Below are 17,778 nucleotides of genomic sequence, written 5' to 3' on the forward strand. Positions count from 1 at the left end.
TCAGTCACCGGACGGCACCTCCGCGGCGAACAGGGCGCGGTAGTCGGGGTCGGGCCACAGGACGTCGTGGGGGGCCAGCGCGCGCAGCCGGCCGGAGTCGAGCCAGGCGACCAGGTCGGCGCGGGCGGCGGTGGCGGCCCGGTGGGTGGTGAGCAGCCGGGTGCGGGCCTTGTGGTCGTGCAACAGGGCGCGGGCGACGTGGAGTTCGGTGACCGTGTCGAGGCTCGACGTGGCGTCGTCCAGCACGAGCAGCCGTCCGGCGTGCGCGAACGCCCGTGCCAAGCCCAGGCGTTGGACCTCGCCGCCGGACAGCGGGGCCTGGGCGCGGGGGGTGCGGTATCCGCCGGGCAGCAGGCGTACGAAGGTGTCGGCGCCGGCCGCCCGGGCGGCGCTCACGGTCTGCTCGGCGGGGACGGGGAAGGGTCCGAAGGCGATGGCGTCGCCGATCGTGTCGCCGAGCAGCACGGGACGTTCGAAGGCGTAGCCGACGGCGTCGCGCAGTTCGGCGCGGGTGAGTTCGGGCAGCGGGCGGCCGTCGAGCAGGACGGTGCCGGCGGTCGGGTCGGCGAGGCGTCCGGCGAGCGCGGCCAGCACGGACTTGCCGGAGCCCGAGCGGCCGACGACCGCCACGCAGGTGCCGCCGGGGACGGTGAGGTCGAGCCGGTCGAGTACGGTCTCGCCGCCGCGTACGACGGTGACCGCGCGCAACTCCAGTGTGCCGGGGGCGTTTTCGGGCAGCTTGGCGTCGCCGTGGGCGGGCGCGGGGACGGCCAGGACGGCGGCGAGGCGGTTGGCGGCGGCGCGTCCCCGTACCAGGCCGCCGAGTTGGCCGACCACCATGCCGACGCCGCTGGCCAGCAGGGCGTAACGGGACGCGGCGAGCAACCCCCCCACGCTGAGCGCCCCTTGGGACAGCCGCAGGCCGCCGACCGCGAGCACGACGATCTGGAGCAGCGGTACGAGTACGGCCGCCTGGGCGGTGGCCCGACCCTGGACCCGCCACATCCGGTGGCCCTGGCCGCTGAGTTCGGGCAGCGGGGCGAGCACGCGGGCGTTCTCGCGTTCCTCGGTGCCGGCGGCGGCGATCGTACGGGCGCCGCCGAGCGCTTCGACCAGCCGGGCGGCGATCCGGCCCTGGGCGTCCTGGTAGCGGGCGATGCTGTCGGAGGAGGCGTGGGCGAAGCGGCGTACGAGCAGGATCAGCGGCGGGGCGCCGGCGAGGAAGGCGACGGCGAGCCAGGGGTCGGTGAGGCCGAGGGCGACGATGCCGCCGAGCGGTACGGCGAGTCCTGCGGGGAGCGCGGCGGCGGCGGTGGGGGCGGCGCCGGCGTCGGCGGCGTTGCCGACGAGGCGGGTCACGAGGTCCCCGCCGCCTTCCCGCGCGGCGGGCGGGCCGGCGTCCAGCACGTGCCGTACGGCGCGGCGGCGCAGGCCGGCGGTGAGGCTCGCGGCCGTGGTGGCCGCGAGCATGTCGGCGGCGGCGCCGACCAGGACCTGGGCCGCGACGACGGCGGCGCACACGATGACCCACTGGCCGGTGGGGCGGCCGCTGAGCACTTGGTCCAGGGCGTGGCCGAGGGCGGTGGGCAGCAGCAGCACGAGGGCGGTGGACGCACCGCCGAGGAGCGCGACCCCGCCCACCCTCCCCCACCCGCGCCGCGCGGCCCCCACGAGCACGCGATCCCCGCGACCCGCTGCGCGCGCGGTAGTGGCGGTGACAGCCTGAACCATCCGGTCCTCCTCCCATCAAGGCGGCCCACGCCGCGGCCGCCGAATGTGGCGCTCGGAGCGTCCAATCGGCCGGCGGCCGAGCCGCTGCCCCGACGACGATCGGGAAGTCCCCGGGCCCACCCGGACCGCCAACCCCCGAACCCGGCCACCACTTGCCGAAGCGACGTCCCCGACCGAACCGCGAGCCCGAGCCGACAGCAACCGGGTCACCGGGCCCGCCCGGAGCCGGATTGCTCCGAAACGGCCGACGGCCCACCCGGGCAGCGGCCCGCAGGGTGACCGTCGGGCCATACGCGGGCCGGAATAGCAGCGGCGCGAGGGTGTGGCGGTCCACCACGGTGGTGGCGCCAACCAGGTGCCGGGGTACCGGCCTTCGGTGGCAGGCCGGCGGTCGTGGGCGGGCCCGGGCCGGAGGCCGTGACGCTCGGCCCCGGGCCCGTGGCGGGGGTCCGGGGCCGACGGCCGTCGTAGGGGGTTCAGGGCCGCGGTGGGAGACGCCCTGCGGGCGACGCCCACCGCGGAGGTCTGATCAGAGACAGAGCAGGAAGCTGACCGTGCTGACGCAGCCGATCAGGCTGAGCGAGCTGGCCGGCTCGCCGCCGCCGTGACCCTCGTCGGTGGGCTCCAGGTCCTGCAGGTCGAGAAGTGCCATGAGAGCTTGTCCTTTCGCTCGGAACAGGGGTGGTGCACGGCTCCGGAGTGGCCCGGCGCCGGATCAGGGGCCCACCGCGGACAGCGGCGGGAGGAAGGGCAGCCGGGACGGGCTCTCGCCGAAGACCGCGCCGAGGGCGAGCAGACAGCCCGCCGTCCCGGTGCCGAGGTCCATGGACAGCCGCATCATCTGGTTGCCGGGGAAGGCGAGCCGTCCGCCGTAGGACATGCCGTACCAGCCGAGCGCGTCCACCTGCTCGGCGAGCGCCACTTCGGGCACGCCGGGCGCGGTGGTGCGGGCGAGGTGCAGGATCATCCCGGCCCGCCCGGCCAGCAGCCCCGGCTGGGCGTAGAGACGGGCGGTGGCGGCTCGTACGATGTCGGTCCGCGCCTGCTCGAAGCGGGCGGCGGTGCCCTCGGGCGCGCCGGTGCCGAGGTCGGGTTCGGCGGCGCGCGGGGCGAGGCCGAGGAAGTCGTCCAGGACCATGCCGATGCCCGTGCTGCCGTCGCCGAGGTACGGCATCGTGCGCCAGCCCTCGTCCACCTCCAGGGCGCCGCTCGCGGTCGTGACGCACGCGTCGAGGTCGAGATGCAGCGCGCGGGCCGCGTGGCCGAGCAGCGCGGGGGCGCCGGTGCACTCGTACAGCCGCAGGAAGAGCAGCGCGGGGCCGGTCGCGCCGCGCATCAGGCCGGCCCTGCGTACGGTCCGGGTGTCGTGCTCCTGGATCTGCGCGAGACGTCCGGCGGCGAGGGTCGCGGCCTCCAACGCCCGCTCGCGCAGGACCGTTTCGCCGGTGGTACGGGCGAGGTGGTCGAGGACCAGGCCGATCCCGGCGAGCCCGCCGGACAGGTCGGAGGACAGCCGCTGCCAGTTCTCGGCGAGCAGGGTGCGGATCAGGGCGAGCGCCCGTTCGGTGTGGCCGAGCCGTTCCAGCGTGTACGCCAGGCCGGCCACGCCGTCGTACAGGCCGAGCGGGATGCCGTTGGGCAGGTGCTCGGTACGGTCGAGCAGCCAGCGTTCACCCTGCTCGTAGCGGGGCAGTCCGGTCTCGGCGAAGGCGTACAGCACTCCGGCGGCGCCGTGGGCGAGACCGAGGCCGCCGCCCTCGGAGAACTGCGCGATGTCGCCGGGGAAGAGCCGGTCCTCGCGGTCCGGGGTGGCCGACGCGAGGATCGCCTCGGCCATGGAGTCGCGGGCGGCGGGCCAGTCGGCGGGGTCGGCGGGGAGGTAGGAGGCGGCGGCGGACCGGGGCGCCTCGGCGCCGAAGACGAACGGGGGCACGGCGGGCGGCTCCGCGCCTCGGGTGATCTCCGCGACCGCCTCGTCCAGGAAGCCCCTCGGTACGGGGAACTGTCCGGCGATCACCTCGGCGAGGTGCGCCGCCTTCGTACGGTCCACCGCGAACAGCGTGGTGACCGGCAGGAAGAGGGCCAGCCGCAGGCACGCGAGGGCGTAGCGGTCCACCTCCGCCCCGCGCCGGTCGGGCGGCGCGACGAAACCGGGGTGGGCCATGGCCTGGCGGCCGTTCTCGGTGGCCGGGGCCGCCGCCTCGAAGTCCAGCAGCGTCACGGACTCCTCGTCGGGGCCGACCATGATGTTGAACATGTGCAGGTCGTTGAAGACCACCCCGCGCGAGTGCACCGCCGCCACCGCCCGTTCCACGCCGGCGTGGATGCGCAGCGCCCACAGGGTGAACTCCTCGACGGCGGCCGGGTCCGGGTCCGGGGTGAGCAGCGGATGGCGGTGGCCGAAGAACGAGTTGAGCGACTTGCCCTCGACGAAGTCCATGACGAGGAAGCTGTGGTCGCCGACGGTGAACCAGTCGCGCACCTCGGGGGCGACGCCGAGTCCGGTCAGCCGCCGCAGCGCGTCCGCCTCGCGTTCCAGCCGGGTCACCGCGTCGGCGCCGTCGGAGGCGAGCCCGGCGTGCGGGCGGGCCTCCTTGAGGACGACCTTCTCGCCTGACCTGGTGTCGGTGCCGACGTACACCCCACCGCCGTTGGAGAAGTGCAGCGCCTTCTCGATGCGGTACGGCAGGTCGGCGACGGTGGTGGCGTTGCGGGCCGCGAGGTGCGGCGCCAGAAACCCGGGCAGGGTCACCCAGGACGGTATGCGGAAGGCGGGCGACCGGTCGTCGGGGACCAGCCGCCCTTCGCCGTCCTCGACCGCGGGCACCAGGGTGCCGCGACCCCCGACGCAGAAACGCTTGGCGAAGGCGCCGTACCGTACGTACAGCGGCCCCTCGCGCCAGCGCAGATCGGTGAGGATGTAGGGGCCGGGCTCGCCGTCGAGCAGTTCGCCCAGCTCTTCGAGCACGGTCCGGAGCGCCTGCTCGTCGGGCGGATAGATCGTGACGAATTTCCCGCTGGAGTCACGTCCCGCGTATTTCGAATTGCGCAGGTGCAGCAGTTGCCTGCCGGGCACGAATTTGAAGGGTATTCCCCGGGGGACGCAGTAGTCCCAGACTTTGGCGGCCACTTTGTCGGCGTTGTCGAGACCGGCCGAGACATGGATCTTCCAGCCCTGGAGGGGGTAGGCGGCCGCGCCGGCCGGCGGGTCGATGTGCAGCCAGTCCCCGGTGCGCAGACGGCGCCAGCCCGGCGGGGTCTCGCGCTGCGCGGTCTCGAAGAGCGACACGCCGCCGGTGGGCCGGTCGCCGGATTCGCCGGATCCAATGGATTCAGCGGAGAGCCGGTCGAGGCTCTCGTAGAAGTGACGGTCCGCGAGGCAGAAAACCTCGTAGCGGTTGTCCATCAATCCCCCCTTCATTGTGGCGACGGGGAGAGATTGGCATGTCGGGCGGAGCCCGGAGAAGTCACCATTGTCATCTCATGAGCATGCAGAACGCATGGTGCGGGCGGGCGGAGCGAACAACGCGCAGGCCGCCGGCGGCGCGGGCCCGCGGGAGGGGGCCGCGCCGGGGGCGTCCACTTTCCGCAACCAGGTTCACCCCGTGAGAAGCGGATATCTCTGCTGACTCTTACGACGCAGCAGCACTGATCCGCCCCACCCTCCCCGCCCGGTCCTCCTTGTGGGTGTACCCGATCAACAGACCCGCCCAATAAGGGAGTTGACTGTGCCAGAGCAATATCATCAAGGCGTTATGGGGCAATAGTGCACCTCTGCAACATTGTCTCCGAATTTTCCGGAAACGATCTGGACCCCGCGAGAGCGGAACGGCAGACTCAGAACCAGCATCAAGAAGGGACACCATGCCGCTGAGAAGCACCGCAACCGCCCGCCAGGAGCGCCTCGGTGCGGAGCTACGGAAAATGCGGGAGGCGGCGGGCATCACCGCGCGCGACACCGCGCGGCTGCTCGGCACCGACCCGGCGAAGGTCAGCCACATCGAGGCGGGCCGCCTCGGCGTGAGCGAAGAACGCTTACGGCGCCTGGCCACGTTCTACGAGTGCGGCGACACCGCGCTCATCGACGCCCTCGTCACCATGGCCAACAGCCAAGGACGCAAGGGCTGGTGGGAGCAGTACCGGGGAATCGTGCCCGCCGGCCTGCTGGACATCTCGGAGATGGAGCACCACGCGACCCGGCTGCGCACCATCCAGGTCACCCACATCCCGGGGATCTTCCAGACCGAGTCGTACACCCGCACGGTCTTCGGCTACGCCATTCCGCCGCTGCCCGAGAACGAGTTGGAGGCGCGGGTGGCCCACCGGCTCGACCGCTCGGGGATTCTGCACCGGGAGGCCGCGCCGCCGGTCGAGGCGGTGATACACGAGGCCGCGCTGCGGATGCGGTTCGGCGGGCCGAAGGTCGCCAAGGCCCAACTGGAGCACATCCAGGAACTGAGCCATCTGCCGCACGTCAGCCTGCGGGTGATCCCGTTCGCGACGGACGCCTACATGGGTTCCGGCCACGCGTCGCTCTACGCGAGCGGGCCGGTGCTCCAACTCGACACCGTCCAGATCGACTCCGCGCACGGATTCAGCCTCCTGCACGCGGCGCCGCACCTCGCCAAGTACCGCACCCTGTTCGACAACCTCACGAAGGAGGCTCTCGACCGGTCCCGGACACGTGAATTCATCCACCGCGTCGCCCGAGACCTCTGAAAGGCCGACTACCCATGACCGCGCCCCTGACCTGGCAGAAGTCCACGTACTCCAACGAAGGGGGGGACTGCCTCGAACTGGCCGCACACGGGGGCGCGGTTCTCCTCCGGGAGAGCGACAACCCCGCGATCGTCCTGACCACGACCCGCAAGGATCTGGCGCGGTTCCTTCAGTTCCTCAAGGGGGGACCCACCGCGCACGCGAGGGCCGTAGCCGCCGGACACGCCAACTCCGGCGCGTCCGGGGGCAGGCGTGCCTGACGTCACGGCGGACACGCGTCAGCCGACGTGCAGCAGCTCCCGGGTCATGTCCCGGTAGCGGGTGAGCACGACCCGCAGCTCCTCGGTGCCGGTACGGGTCCCGTTGTCCTCGTGCCAGCTCCCGCGCAGCGCCTCGCGCCGCTCCTCCAGCAGCCGGGTCAGCCGCCGGGCGGTCTCGTCCAGTACGGCGTCGGCCTCGCGCACGGCGCGGCGCGGGTCGTCCACGAAGCCGCCGACCGCGCGATCCATGCGGCGTTGCAGGCGGTCGATCTCGTCCGCGCCGGAGGGGTCCGGCGCGGCGGGGGTCTCGGGTACGGGCGGCCGCGGGGGTTCCTGCGGGATCGCCTTCGGCGTGGGCTGGGCCGGTTGGTGCTCCGGCCGGTCCGGCCTTCCGGCGGGGGCGTCCGGGGGCGCCGGCTCGGTACGCGAATCGCCCTCTGTACGGCTGCGGTTGAAGCTCATCGTCTTCGTCTCCTCGTCGGGCTCGGGTGAGTTACAGGTGCTCGCTGCGGTCCTTGCGGGTGCCTCCGGTGAGCGCGGCGAAACGGTCCGCGAGCGGGCGGCGCGTATCGCCTGTCGGCGTCGCTTCTTCTTCCGGCGTCACGTCCTCCGGCGTCACGTCCTCCGACATCCGCTCGGGCTTCTCGGGTGCGTCGCCCAGGAGTTCGTCGAAGAGTTCGCGTGCGCCGATCAGCGCCTGGCGCTGGTCCTCCGTGGCGCTGCCGTCGTCGAGGCCGTTCCCGGTCGTCTCGTGGGCCTGCCGGTAGCCCTGGACCTGGTGCGGGTGGTGCACCGAGAGCGCGTCGAAGTGCTCGGACGACTCCCGTCCGGGGTAACCCCGTTCAGCCGCCAGAGCGCCGACCAGACGGTCCGCCTCCGTCAGCGCGGCGCCGGGCTCGTCGACGAACCTCGCCTGCGTTCGCGTCCACCGGGCCTCGTACGCTTCGCGCTCCCGCGCGGTCAGGGGGTGGGGGTCGAGGTCGCCGTAGCGCTCGACGCGCTCGGCCAACTCGTGCCGGGTCGCCTTGACGTCGCCCTCGTGCCGGGCGAGCGTGCGGTCGTATTCGGGCCCGAACTTTCTCTTCAACCCGACGTGGCCGCCGCGTCGTTGCGCCGTCAAGGTCGCGATCGCGGCGGCGATCACGACCAGGGCGACGATGATGATTGCGGTTGTGGACATGGGATCCTCCTGCCTCTCCACTCCCTCCGTCGACTTGCCCCCATCCCACCCCCCAAACGTCCCCTGCGCGGGAAGCGCCCACTTGCCGTGGGGGGGTGACGGGGAGTTGCCCCGACGCCCCCGGCAACGTGCACGTCCGTGGCGGGGGTGTTTCCCGCCCGCGCCACCCGTGCAGCATCGATTCCGTCTGCGGGTCTTCCTGTGGGGCCGGGTCGCCGTCGGCGGCTGTCGGTTCGTACGGGTGGCCAACTGGCAGGTCGAGACAAGCTGGGCGCTTCTCCGGTCGGACGTTTTTCACCACCCCCCGCGACCGTTCGCCGCCAACCGGGCCGGAGGGGACGGGGAGGAGGTGTCCCCGCAGAAATGCGCAAACTCCCGTTACGCAACCTGGGAAACGTCGCTTGCGCATTTTGAGGAGTCGCCTCCGGACTGGCCCCGCAACCGCCCACAGGTTGCACCCGCAGACGACGACGCACCCGCACGGGTGGGCGGGCGGGAACGAAAAGCCCGCACCCGGACGGACCCGCACCCGGCGAACCGGGCGAACCGCAGACGGAGTCGGCCCCGCACGGGTGGGCGGGCGGGAAACAAAAAGCCCCCACGCCAGTGGGCGTGCAGGCCGCACGCTAAGGCCCCACCGTCCCCGGCCCAAAGCGCCGCTCGGGCCGATCCGTCTCCCCCCCACTGAGCTCCACACTCAACCTCCGCACCAACTCCGCCAGCTCCGCGTGCAACGCGGGATCCCAGTCCCCGAGCAACCCCGCCAGCACCGACCGCCTCGCCTCCGCCAGCCGCCGCGCCATCGCATGGCCCGACTCCGTCAGGACCAGCGGATTGCCCTCGCGGCGCCCGTAGCCGCGGGTCTCGACCTCCTCCGCCGCGCCCTCGATGACCTCGCACGGCACCGTGGAGTGCCGGGCGAGTTCGACCGGATCGATCTCCCCCTCACGGGAGAGCCGCAGCAGCAGCCAGCTCGTCGCGGGGTGGATGTCCACCTCGGCCATCTTGGTGATCCGCACATAGAGGTCCCGCCGGGCCTCCCTGCTGCCCAGGACGGACAGACAGCGCGCGATCTCGTCGAGCGAGGAGCGTTCCACCGGGTTCGTGCCGAAGGTCTCGCTCGCGTCGGGCACCGTGACCGAGCCGCGCAGCGGCACCTCCTTGAGGAACCAGGAGACGGCGAAGGCGACCAGTGCCACCGGTACGGCCCACAGGAAGACCGTGGTGATGGCGAGCGAGTACGCGTGCAGGACGGGCGTCTTGACGGCGGCCGGCAGCCGAGCGATGGCCGTCGGGTCGGCCTGGAGCCGCGCCGGGTCGATGCCGGCCGGCAGCTTCACCCCGCGCAGGGCCGAGGTCAGCCGGTTCACGAGCTGGTTGGTGAAGATCGTGCCGAACACCGAGACACCGAAGGACGCGCCGATGGAACGGAAGAAGGTCGCGCCCGAGGTCGCGGAGCCCAGGTCCTCGTAGCCGACGGAATTCTGCACGGCCAGCACCAGCACCTGCATCACCAGGCCGAGACCGAGGCCGAAGACCAGGAAGTACAGGCTCATCACCAAGGTGGACGTGGTCTCGTCGAGCCGGTGCAGAAGCAGCAGACCGATGGTGGTGACCCCGGTGCCGACGATCGGGAAGACCTTGTAACGGCCGGTGTGGCTGACGATCTGCCCGGAGCCGGTGGACGAGATCAGCAGGCCGATCACCATCGGGATCATGTGCACGCCGGACAGCGTCGGCGAATAGCCGTGCACGACCTGGAGGAACGTCGGCAGATACGTCATCGCGCCGAACATCGCGAAGCCGATGACGAAGGAGATCACCGAGCAGAGCACGAACGTACGGATGCCGAAGAGCCGCGGCGGCAGCACCGGTTCCTGCGCCCGCCGCTCGATCAGCACGAAGATCCCGATCAGGACGATTCCCGCCACGGCCAGCCCGATGATGCCGGGCGACGACCACGGCCAGGTGTGGCCGCCGAGCGAGGTCATCAGCACCAGGCAGGTCGCGGCCGCGGCGACCACCACCATGCCCGGGTAGTCGATCCGGTGGGTGGTACGGCGGGCCGGGATGTGCAGCACGGCCGCGATGACGCCGAGCGCGACGACGCCGATCGGCAGGTTGATGTAGAACACCCAGCGCCAGGAGAGCTGTTCGGTGAACACCCCGCCGAGCAGCGGCCCGAGGACGCTCGCCGCGCCGAACACCCCGCCGAACACGCCCTGGTAGCGGCCCCGTTCGCGCGGCGGCACGATGTCGCCGACGATAGCCATGGACAGCACGATCAACCCGCCGCCGCCCAGGCCCTGGAGGGCGCGGAAGGCGATCAACTCGGCCATGCTCTGGGAGATTCCGCACAGCGCGGAGCCGATCAGGAAGAGCACGATGACCATTTGGAACAGCCGCTTGCGGCCGTACATGTCGCCGAGCTTGCCCCACAGCGGAGTTGCGGCGGTGGACGCGAGCAGGTAGGCGGTCACCACCCAGGACAGGTGGTCGATGCCGCCGAGTTCGCTGACGATGGTGGGCAGCGCGGTGGACACGATGGTCTGGTCGAGAGCGGCCAGCAACAGACCGAGCGCCAGCGCGGCGATCGCGATACGCACCGAGCGCCGGTCCTGATGCTCGCCCGGTTCTGCCGCCGCCGGGCCCTCGGTGGCGGTGGTGTCCTGGGCCATGAAACGGCTCCTCCCGTCATCCCCCGACGGTCAGCACTTCATATTCGCACTGTTTGTACGGTTATGGCCTGCCATGCTCCGCCACCGGTACGGACCATGGGTGTGCGGACGCGGGAGAGATCGGCATAATCGCCCTGTCGTTGCGAACGCGCGAACGACGGGGAGGGGAACCCAGTGGCGCCGCAGCAGCAGCCGGAACAGCCGGCCGAGCCGAATGTGCTCGGTGGCGGTGCCATCGCGCATGCCGCCACCGGCCGGAGCACCGTCGACCCGAACGGCCCCGTCGAGCATCCCGCCGTCGGCCAGGGCGTCGCCGCCGAGCCCGCCGTCGCCCAGGGACCGACCACGACTGTCCAGGGACCGACCATGACCCCCGAGGCGCCGACCGTGCCCGCACAGGCCCCCGCGCAGTCCCCCGCCCAGGCCCCCGAGCCGTCCCCCGCGACGGACGAGGACACCGGGACCGGCGAGATACGCGCCGCCGAGCGTTCGGCCGAGCGGGCCGCCGCGGTCGCGGCGGCCGAGGGCTTCCACCCGCTGCGCATCCGCCCGTACGTGGCCGAGCCCGACGGTTCGCCGGGCGAGACGACCGTACGGCCGCTGCTCGCCGACGACGCCGGCGGTCCCGCCACCGCGGATCTCGGCCTGTTCCCCGCGCTCTACTCGGGCCTGGAGTACGCGCAGGACAAGCCGGCCCCGGCCTACGCCGAGCCGGGCACCGGACACGGCAGGCACCGGCGGCGCAAGCGCGGCATCGTGGTGGCCGCGGCGGCGGTCGCGGCCTCCGCGCTGGCCGCGGGCGCGGTGGCCGTCACCGGGCAGATGGCCGGGCACGAGCAGGACACCACCGACCTGGCGCTGCCCGACCAGGGCACGGCGATGCCGGACGTGACGCTGCCGACGGACGCGGCCCTGGCGACCTCGACGATGGCGCCCCCGATGACCCACCGGGCCGCCCCCACCGCGACGGCGACCACGGCCGGTCCCACGGCCACGCCCAGCGGGACCCCCACGGTCTCCACGCCGGTCTCGGTCCCGCCGAACACTCCGGCCTCCGCGATTCCCCCGCCCTCCGCGGGCACCCCGGCCGCCGCGATCCCCCCGCCGCCGCCCCCGGCCTCCGCCCCGACGCCGACCACCACGCCGGAGCCGCCGGTCGCCCCGATGACGGCGAGTCTCCGGATCGGCGACACCGGACCCGCGGTCGTCGACCTCCAGCAGCGGCTGAGCCAGGTGCTCTGGTACTACGACAAGCCCGCGAACGGGGTCTTCGACCGCGAGGTCCAGGCGGCCGTGGCGACGTTCCAGGTCTGGTACGGCGTCCAGGGCGACCCCAGCGGTGTCTACGGCCCGCACACCCGTACGGTGCTGGAGCGCCAGGGCTCCTGGCGCTGAACCTTCCGGATCTTCCGGATCCTCCGGCGCCCGGGCCCTACGGCTCCGTCACGACGTACTGCAACAGCCCCCACGTGAAGTGGGCGACGACCCGTCGGCCCGATTCCGGGTCGGTCAGCGCCAACCGGGCCCTGGTCGGGGCGTCGGCGGGCAGCGGGGCCGCCGGGGGGAACGCGCGGGCGGCGTCGTCCACCGTGCACGACCAGGGGGTCAGGTCGGCGGCCGTACGCAGGGCGGGCGCGGGGGCACCGGGGGCGCGGACCAGCCACTCGTTCCAGATCGCGGCCCCGGCGCCGGGCGCGCACAGGACTTCGAACCTCAGCTCGGGCCAGAGCGGCACGGGCCACAGCAGGGCCCGGCAGGTCAGGTCGCCGAGGCGCTGCTCCCGCTCGGACTCGGGCGGGCCGAGGACCGTACGGTAGCGGCGTTCGCCGCCGGGGAAGGTACGGGAGTGCAGGCGCGCCTGCCAGCGGCGGTGGGCGTCCCTGAGGTCGGCGTGGGTCGCGCCCAGCGCCCGGAGGGCGTCTTCGACCAGGCCCGGCTGGTGGTCCGCCATGCGGCGCAGCAGAACGAGCTGGAAGTGGGCGGGCCCGAAAGGTGTGGCCATGCGCGCGAGATTACGTCGCCGACCCGGCCGGTGTTCCCTCCGCTTCGCCTTCCCGCCACCCGCCCGTGCGCGAACCGTCACCCGGAGGGGGCTGGCGCGGGACGTAACGGATTTGTATAGTGGAGAAACAAAGTGGCTCCGCCCGTCTTCCCTGACCGACGGGCGGGGCCACTGAGTACGTTCACCGTAAGGAGCACCATGCCGTCCCTCCCGCCCGCACGCCTGAGCGCGAGCGCCCTGCTGCTCGACATGGACGGCACCCTCGTCAACTCCGACGCGGTCGTCGAGCGCTGCTGGACCCGCTGGGCCGAGCGCCACGGCCTCGCGCCCGCCGCCGTGCTGAAGGTCGTGCACGGCAGGCAGGGCCACGCCACGATGGCCGCCCTCCTCCCGCAGCGCCCGATGGCGGAGAACCACGCGGAGAACGCGCTGATGCTCGCCGAGGAGACCGCCGACATCGAAGGCGTCGTCCCCGTACCCGGCGCCCCCGCCTTCCTCGCCGCCCTGCAAGGGCACCCGCACGCGCTGGTGACCTCCGCGAGCGAGGGGCTGGCCGTGACCCGGATGCGCGCCGCCGGGCTGCCGCTGCCGTCCGTGCTGGTGACCGCCGAGCGGGTCAGCGCGAGCAAGCCCGACCCCGAGGGCTTCCTCAAGGGCGCCGCCGAGCTGGGCTTCGCCCCCGAACAGTGCCTGGTCTTCGAGGACGCCGAGGTCGGTATCGCCGCCGCCAGGGCCGCCGGGATGCGGGTGATCGGCGTCGGCCCCCGCGCCGCCGCGCACGGCCCGACCGCGCACGTCGACTCCCTGGAGCAGGTACGGGTGGAGGCCGCCCCGGAAGGCGGCCTCCTCGTCACGATCGGCTGACCGGGGGCCGCAGCCCCCGTGGCGCGCCTCAGCCCGCCGCGGCCTCGTACAGGCTGAACCCGGCCAGTACGACCATCACCGCCGCCGCGACCTTCGTGATCAGCCGCAACGGCACCCGCTTCATCAGCAGCTGCCCGCCGAAGATGCCCAGCGCCCCGACCGCCCACAGGCCCAGGACCGCGCCGATGCCGACCGAGATCGGGTTGTCGTAACGGGCGGCCAGGTTCGCGGTCATGATCTGGGTCAGATCGCCGAACTCGGCGACCAGGATCAGCATGAAGCCCGTTCCCGCGACCTTCCAGAAGCTCTGGTCGGCGGGGGCCCGTACCTTCTCGTCCTCGTCGCCCTTGGCCAGCAGCAGCATCACCGCGCCCGCCAGGAAGAGCACGCCCACCACCCCCTGCACCCAGCGGTGCGGGAGCAGGGTGAGCAGGCTGCCCGCGGCGATGGCGAGCGCGACATGGACGGCGAAGGCGGCCGCGACCCCGCAGAAGACGTAGGACGCGCGGTAGCGGGTGCCGAGCATGAGCCCGGCCAGGGCGGTCTTGTCGGGGAGTTCGGCCAGGAAGATCACGCCGAAGACGACGGCTGTGACGGTGATGCTGAACACGGAAGGGTTCCTCGTTCGGTCGGGGCAGCCGTACCGGGAGGACCACAAGGAGGAGCGGGGGTCGCTTCGGCACGGCAGCGTCTGGACACTGCGGCCGAAGGTCTCGCTGGCGGGTGTACGCGAGGTACACCGCCTCCGGGCGCCGGCCCGGCCGTTCTCGCGAACGATCCGGGCAGTATGTCGACGGTCCGGCGAAGAGCTACTCCCCTTCTGCTGCCCGTCACTCTACCGGAGGCATCGGACCGGGCTACGTCGTCCGGGTGATCCGGCCACGGGCGACCAGTTCGAGCACCACGGACACCGACACCGCCTGGACGGCCATCAGCGCGATGAGCACGAAGAACTGCACGGCCCCGGCCGTGATCGGGCTCGCCCCGCCGAGCAGCATGCCGACGAAGGCGCCCGGCAGTGTGACCAGCCCCACCGTCCTGGTCTGGTCGAGCCCCGGGATCAGCGCGCCGGACGCCGCGGGCCGGGCGATCTCCATCCGCGCGTCCCGGTCGGTGAAGCCGAGCGCCATCGCGGCCTCGACCTCCCCCGCCCGCCCGGCCAGCTCCTCCAGGGCCCGGCGCCCGCCGAGCACGGTCGCGGTCAGCCCGCCGCCGATGAGGATGCCGGCGACCGGGATCAGCGCGATCCCGTTCACCGGCACCAGACCGGTCAGCACCAGCAGCGCCACCACCGGCAGCGCGCCCGCCCCGACCGGTACGGCCACCCACCGCCAGGTGGCGTTGCGGGTGATCCGGCGGCCCGCGGTCCAGGACGCGACGCCGTACATGAGGGCCACGAAGCCCAGCAGGGCCGCCTGGTGGCGCACGACCCAGCCGATGAGCGCGGAGACCGCGGCGAGTTGTACGGCGGCCCGGACACCGGCGGTGGCGATGCCGCGGGCGTACTTCTCGTGCGTGTCGGCGAGCCGGGCGTACGCGGCGATCCCGGTCCCCGCGACCAGCAGCACCGCCAGGACGACTCCCAGCGTGCGGTCGACGGGCAGCAGGGAGGCGGACGCGACGGGCACGGCGCCACTCTAGGCGGGCGGTCGTGGGGGCCGAACCGCCCTGGACAAAGGGATGCTGAACCGTTTCCGTTGATCTATTCCCGCCGTAATGACGCCGTGATTGTCTAGTAGGTCACGTCTCCCCGACGGAACCGAAGGTCATCACTGGCGTACGCTGTACGGCTGAAGGTGAATCAAGTTCCGGCGCTGTTGACGCGGCCTCGCCGGACGGCTTTCGGGCACTCCGCGAAGGGCTTCTGAGCAGCACGGCACGGCGAACCACGGCACGACTCGGGCAGGACCGGCGAAGGGCGGGAAGGCGAAGTGCTGCAAGGCCTGGGCTCCCTGTTCGACTGGCCGTGGATCTACGCCCTCGTCGCGCTCTCCGTGCTCCTTGACGTCTTCGTCCCGGTCCTGCCCAGCGGTGTGCTGGTGATCAGCGCCGCCACCGCCGGTTCCGCCGGTTCCGGCACCGGTGACATCCTCGACATTCTCGTGCTGCTGGCGTGCGCGGCCACCGCGTCCTGCGCCGGGGACGTCCTCGCGTACCGGCTGGCCTGGCGCGGCGGCGAGTGGTTCGACCGCAGGGTGGCGAACTCACGGCGGCTGTCGACCGCTCACGAACGGCTCGGCCAGGTGCTGATCGGCGGTGGCGGCGCCTTCGTGGTGCTGGCCCGCTTCGCGCCCGCCGGACGCAGCGTCGTCAGCCTCGCCGCGGGCACGTCCCGGCGCCGGCCGCGGGACTTCCTGCCCTGGTCCGCGCTGGCCGGGGTGTGCTGGGCGACGTACAGCGTCGGCCTGGGCTGGATAGGCGGCAAGTGGCTCGGTGCCAGCTGGTTCGGCACCCTGATGTCGCTGGTGGCGCTGCTGGGCGCGGGTGCCTTCGCCGGGCTCGTCTTCCGGCGGGAGCGCCGGCTGGCCATGAAGGCGGCGTCCTTCGCGGCCGTGCCGCTGACGATTCCGCCGCAGGGGACGCCGCCGGACCGCGGTTCGGTCATCGAGGCGCTCTGAGCGCTCGGCGCTCTGCGTATTACGCCCTTCCGCGCCTCCCCCGGCGGCCGGTCCGTACGTCCGTCGGCGCGCGCTGTCCCGTATGCCTGCCCGGCCCGTGCGAGCGACCTTCGTCCTGCCGTGCGGGCGCACGCGCGTTCGGTCCAACATGTGGGATTTGGGGGCGGAATTACCGTGATTTCCGAAAGTATTCTCACTCGTTCCGGCAATAGTCAGCACGCTGGGTGAACGTAAGAATCGGGGCTGTATCACCTCCTTACGGGAAGGACAGCCCATGTCGGTCGATGCCGGCCAGGACACCGCGCCGAGCGCTTCGCAGGACGGCCAGGCGCGTACGAGTCTCGACACGGCCGCCGCGCGGAATCTGGCGACCACCACCAAGTCCGAGCCGCAGATGCAGGGCATTTCGTCCCGCTGGCTGCTGCGCGTGCTGCCGTGGGTGCAGGTCAACGCCGGCACCTACCGGGTCAACCGCCGGCTCAGCTACTCGGTGGGCGACGGCCGGGTGACCTTCGTCAAGACGGGGGCCGAGGTCCGGGTCATCCCGCAGGAGCTGGGCGAGATCGCGGTGCTCAGGTCGTTCGGCGACGTCGGCGCCCTGAGCGCCCTGGCGGATCGTTTCGTCCAGCGCGAGTACGAGCCCGGTGACGTCATCGCCGAGCTCGGGCGCCCCGCCGACACCGTCTTCCTGCTGGCCCACGGCAAGGTCGAGAAGCTCGGCCAGGGCTCGTACGGCGAGCAGAACCGACTGGGCGTCCTCGCCGACGGCGACCACTTCGGCGACGAGGCGCTGCTCTCCGACGACGCCGTGTGGGACTTCACCGCGCGCGCCGCGACCGCCACCACCGTGCTCGCCCTCCCCCGCACCTCGCTCCAGTCGCTGCTCAGCGTCTCGGAGTCGCTGCGCACCCACCTGGAGACCCAGCTCACGCTCCCGGCCCAGCGGGTCAACAAGCGCGGTGAGGCCGCGATCGAGCTTGCCTCGGGCCACAAGGGCGAGTCCGCGCTGCCGGCCACCTACGCCGACTACGAGGTCAGGCCGCGCGAGTACGAGCTGAGTGTCGCCCAGACCGTGCTGCGCGTGCACAGCCGGGTCGCCGACCTCTACAACGAGCCGATGAACCAGACCGAGCAGCAACTCAAGCTCACCGTCGAGGCGTTGCGCGAGCGCCAGGAGCACGAGCTGATCAACAACCCGGAGTTCGGGCTGCTCAACAACGCGGAGTACGAGCAGCGGATCCAGCCGCACGCCGGCCCGCCGCTCCCCGACGACCTGGACGAGCTGATCAGCCGCCGCCGCAACACCCGTTATCTGCTGGCCCACCCGAAGACCATCGCCGCCTTCGGCCGCGAGTGCACCCGGGCCGGCCTCTACCCCGACCCGGTCGAGGTGCACGGGCACACCGTCCCCGGCTGGCGCGGTGTGCCGATCCTCAGCTGCAACAAGATCCCGATCAGCCCGGCCCGCACCAGCTCGATCATCGCGATCCGTACCGGTGAGGACAACCAGGGCGTCATCGGCCTCAACCAGACCGGCCTGCCCGACGAGTACGAGCCGGGGCTGAACGTCCGCTTCATGGGCATCGACGAGAAGGCGATCATCAGCTACCTGGTGAGCACCTACTTCTCGGCGGCCGTCCTGGTGCCGGACGCGCTGGGCGTGCTGGAGAACGTGAACGTGTCCCACTGGCGCTGAGCCTCCGGCCCGCGCACCGAAGCGGCTCCC

At 72.5% G+C, this 17,778-nt stretch carries 14 protein-coding genes and 1 pseudogene; 6 read left to right on the top strand and 9 right to left on the bottom strand.

The window, feature by feature from the left end:
- The 3 genes from OHA30_RS09265 to lanKC all read right to left on the bottom strand — a co-directional run bounded on the left by OHA30_RS09265 (position 1) and on the right by lanKC (position 5,137).
- On the bottom strand, positions 1–1,731 hold the full coding sequence (locus OHA30_RS09265; protein ID WP_405785634.1) for an ABC transporter ATP-binding protein: 1,731 nt from the start codon (positions 1,729–1,731) through the stop codon (positions 1–3).
- 529 nt (positions 1,732–2,260) lie between these two features.
- Positions 2,261–2,383, bottom strand: a complete 123-nt coding sequence (locus tag OHA30_RS09270) for a SapB/AmfS family lanthipeptide (protein ID WP_328913334.1) — start codon at positions 2,381–2,383, stop codon at positions 2,261–2,263.
- A gap of 63 nt (positions 2,384–2,446) precedes the next feature.
- Positions 2,447–5,137, bottom strand: a complete 2,691-nt coding sequence (lanKC, locus tag OHA30_RS09275) for a class III lanthionine synthetase LanKC (RefSeq protein WP_328913335.1) — start codon at positions 5,135–5,137, stop codon at positions 2,447–2,449.
- Between the two features lie 458 nt (positions 5,138–5,595).
- Between lanKC and OHA30_RS09280 the strand changes: the two genes are divergently transcribed.
- Both OHA30_RS09280 and OHA30_RS09285 read left to right on the top strand, forming a co-directional pair.
- The gene (locus OHA30_RS09280; protein WP_328913336.1) at positions 5,596–6,450 is read left to right on the top strand and encodes a helix-turn-helix domain-containing protein; all 855 of its coding nucleotides are present in this window, start codon (positions 5,596–5,598) and stop codon (positions 6,448–6,450) included.
- A gap of 14 nt (positions 6,451–6,464) precedes the next feature.
- On the top strand, positions 6,465–6,710 hold the full coding sequence (locus OHA30_RS09285) for a DUF397 domain-containing protein (RefSeq protein ID WP_328913337.1): 246 nt from the start codon (positions 6,465–6,467) through the stop codon (positions 6,708–6,710).
- 18 nt (positions 6,711–6,728) lie between these two features.
- On the opposite strand, the gene OHA30_RS09290 is transcribed toward OHA30_RS09285, so the two are convergent.
- The 3 genes and pseudogenes from OHA30_RS09290 to OHA30_RS09300 form a co-directional block, all read right to left on the bottom strand.
- The gene (locus OHA30_RS09290) at positions 6,729–7,172 is read right to left on the bottom strand and encodes a hypothetical protein (protein ID WP_328913338.1); all 444 of its coding nucleotides are present in this window, start codon (positions 7,170–7,172) and stop codon (positions 6,729–6,731) included.
- 31 nt (positions 7,173–7,203) lie between these two features.
- The gene (locus OHA30_RS09295; protein WP_328913339.1) at positions 7,204–7,890 is read right to left on the bottom strand and encodes a hypothetical protein; all 687 of its coding nucleotides are present in this window, start codon (positions 7,888–7,890) and stop codon (positions 7,204–7,206) included.
- 626 nt (positions 7,891–8,516) lie between these two features.
- Positions 8,517–10,583: pseudogene (locus OHA30_RS09300) on the bottom strand (MFS transporter); the annotation flags it as partial.
- A 159-nt stretch (positions 10,584–10,742) separates the two neighbouring features.
- Between OHA30_RS09300 and OHA30_RS09305 the strand changes: the two are divergent.
- Positions 10,743–11,963, top strand: a complete 1,221-nt coding sequence (locus OHA30_RS09305; RefSeq protein WP_328913340.1) for a peptidoglycan-binding domain-containing protein — start codon at positions 10,743–10,745, stop codon at positions 11,961–11,963.
- A gap of 37 nt (positions 11,964–12,000) precedes the next feature.
- On the opposite strand, the gene OHA30_RS09310 is transcribed toward OHA30_RS09305, so the two are convergent.
- Positions 12,001–12,570, bottom strand: a complete 570-nt coding sequence (locus OHA30_RS09310; RefSeq protein WP_328913341.1) for a hypothetical protein — start codon at positions 12,568–12,570, stop codon at positions 12,001–12,003.
- 198 nt (positions 12,571–12,768) lie between these two features.
- Here OHA30_RS09310 and OHA30_RS09315 point away from each other — a divergent pair, with 198 nt between their 5' ends.
- Positions 12,769–13,434: an HAD-IA family hydrolase gene (locus tag OHA30_RS09315; RefSeq protein ID WP_328913342.1), complete on the top strand. Its 666-nt coding sequence runs from the start codon at positions 12,769–12,771 to the stop codon at positions 13,432–13,434.
- 28 nt (positions 13,435–13,462) lie between these two features.
- On the opposite strand, the gene OHA30_RS09320 is transcribed toward OHA30_RS09315, so the two are convergent.
- Together OHA30_RS09320 and OHA30_RS09325 are read right to left on the bottom strand one after the other, a co-directional pair.
- Entirely contained in the window at positions 13,463–14,044 is a 582-nt protein-coding gene (locus OHA30_RS09320) for a TMEM165/GDT1 family protein (RefSeq protein ID WP_328913343.1), read from the bottom strand.
- A 247-nt stretch (positions 14,045–14,291) separates the two neighbouring features.
- On the bottom strand, positions 14,292–15,062 hold the full coding sequence (locus OHA30_RS09325; protein ID WP_328913344.1) for an ABC transporter permease: 771 nt from the start codon (positions 15,060–15,062) through the stop codon (positions 14,292–14,294).
- Between the two features lie 303 nt (positions 15,063–15,365).
- On the opposite strand from OHA30_RS09325, the gene OHA30_RS09330 reads away from it, so the two are divergent.
- A complete protein-coding gene (locus tag OHA30_RS09330) occupies positions 15,366–16,052 on the top strand; it encodes a DedA family protein (protein ID WP_328913345.1) in 687 nt (228 codons plus the stop codon).
- A 274-nt stretch (positions 16,053–16,326) separates the two neighbouring features.
- Positions 16,327–17,748: a family 2B encapsulin nanocompartment shell protein gene (locus OHA30_RS09335; protein ID WP_328913346.1), complete on the top strand. Its 1,422-nt coding sequence runs from the start codon at positions 16,327–16,329 to the stop codon at positions 17,746–17,748.
- Positions 17,749–17,778: the final 30 nt, after the last annotated feature.

This window comes from Streptomyces sp. NBC_00223 (assembly GCF_036199905.1).
GTDB lineage: Bacteria > Actinomycetota > Actinomycetes > Streptomycetales > Streptomycetaceae > Actinacidiphila.

Excerpts from the sequence above, each read along its gene's own strand:
- OHA30_RS09265 (WP_405785634.1), bottom strand. The coding sequence starts at position 1,731 with ATGGTTCAGGCTGTCACCGCCACTACCGCGCGCGCAGCGGGTCGCGGG.
- OHA30_RS09270 (WP_328913334.1), bottom strand. The coding sequence starts at position 2,383 with ATGGCACTTCTCGACCTGCAGGACCTGGAGCCCACCGACGAGGGTCAC.
- lanKC (WP_328913335.1), bottom strand. The coding sequence starts at position 5,137 with ATGGACAACCGCTACGAGGTTTTCTGCCTCGCGGACCGTCACTTCTAC.
- OHA30_RS09280 (WP_328913336.1), top strand. The coding sequence starts at position 5,596 with ATGCCGCTGAGAAGCACCGCAACCGCCCGCCAGGAGCGCCTCGGTGCG.
- OHA30_RS09285 (WP_328913337.1), top strand. The coding sequence starts at position 6,465 with ATGACCGCGCCCCTGACCTGGCAGAAGTCCACGTACTCCAACGAAGGG.
- OHA30_RS09290 (WP_328913338.1), bottom strand. The coding sequence starts at position 7,172 with ATGAGCTTCAACCGCAGCCGTACAGAGGGCGATTCGCGTACCGAGCCG.
- OHA30_RS09295 (WP_328913339.1), bottom strand. The coding sequence starts at position 7,890 with ATGTCCACAACCGCAATCATCATCGTCGCCCTGGTCGTGATCGCCGCC.
- OHA30_RS09310 (WP_328913341.1), bottom strand. The coding sequence starts at position 12,570 with ATGGCCACACCTTTCGGGCCCGCCCACTTCCAGCTCGTTCTGCTGCGC.
- OHA30_RS09315 (WP_328913342.1), top strand. The coding sequence starts at position 12,769 with ATGCCGTCCCTCCCGCCCGCACGCCTGAGCGCGAGCGCCCTGCTGCTC.
- OHA30_RS09335 (WP_328913346.1), top strand. The coding sequence starts at position 16,327 with ATGTCGGTCGATGCCGGCCAGGACACCGCGCCGAGCGCTTCGCAGGAC.